The 297-nt window shown below is 44.1% G+C and carries 1 protein-coding gene; it reads left to right on the top strand.

Features of this window, described 5'->3' with window-relative positions:
- On the top strand, positions 1 to 230 hold a 230-nt coding region (locus LKX83_RS32380), incomplete at its 5' end, for an EAL domain-containing protein (protein WP_227887380.1).
- Positions 231 to 297 lie beyond the last annotated feature (67 nt).

Raw genomic sequence — 297 nt, 5'->3', positions numbered from 1 at the left:
CTTTCGTACGCGAGCTCCCTAACTCGAATGATGAAGCGATTGTAAAGGCCATTATCTCCATGGCACAAGCGCTGAATCTCAAAGTGTTGGCTGAAGGAATCGAAACGGAAAACCAGTGGCATTTTCTAAATGAGGAAGGCTGCCAGGAAGGACAGGGCTATTTATTCAGCAAACCCCTTCCTTCTGATGACGTGGAAAAATTGCTGCATGTAGATTTCCTGCCTGTGTAGATAAAAGAGCATATTTCTCCTGTATGTGAAGGAATAGCATACACCGTCCTAACATACGCTGATAAAA

Source organism: Cohnella baijiui, assembly GCF_020731285.1.
Classification (GTDB): Bacteria; Bacillota; Bacilli; order Paenibacillales; family Paenibacillaceae; genus Cohnella.
Note: the sequence above shows the minus strand (reverse complement) of the source record. Positions and strands in the feature narration are given on the sequence as shown.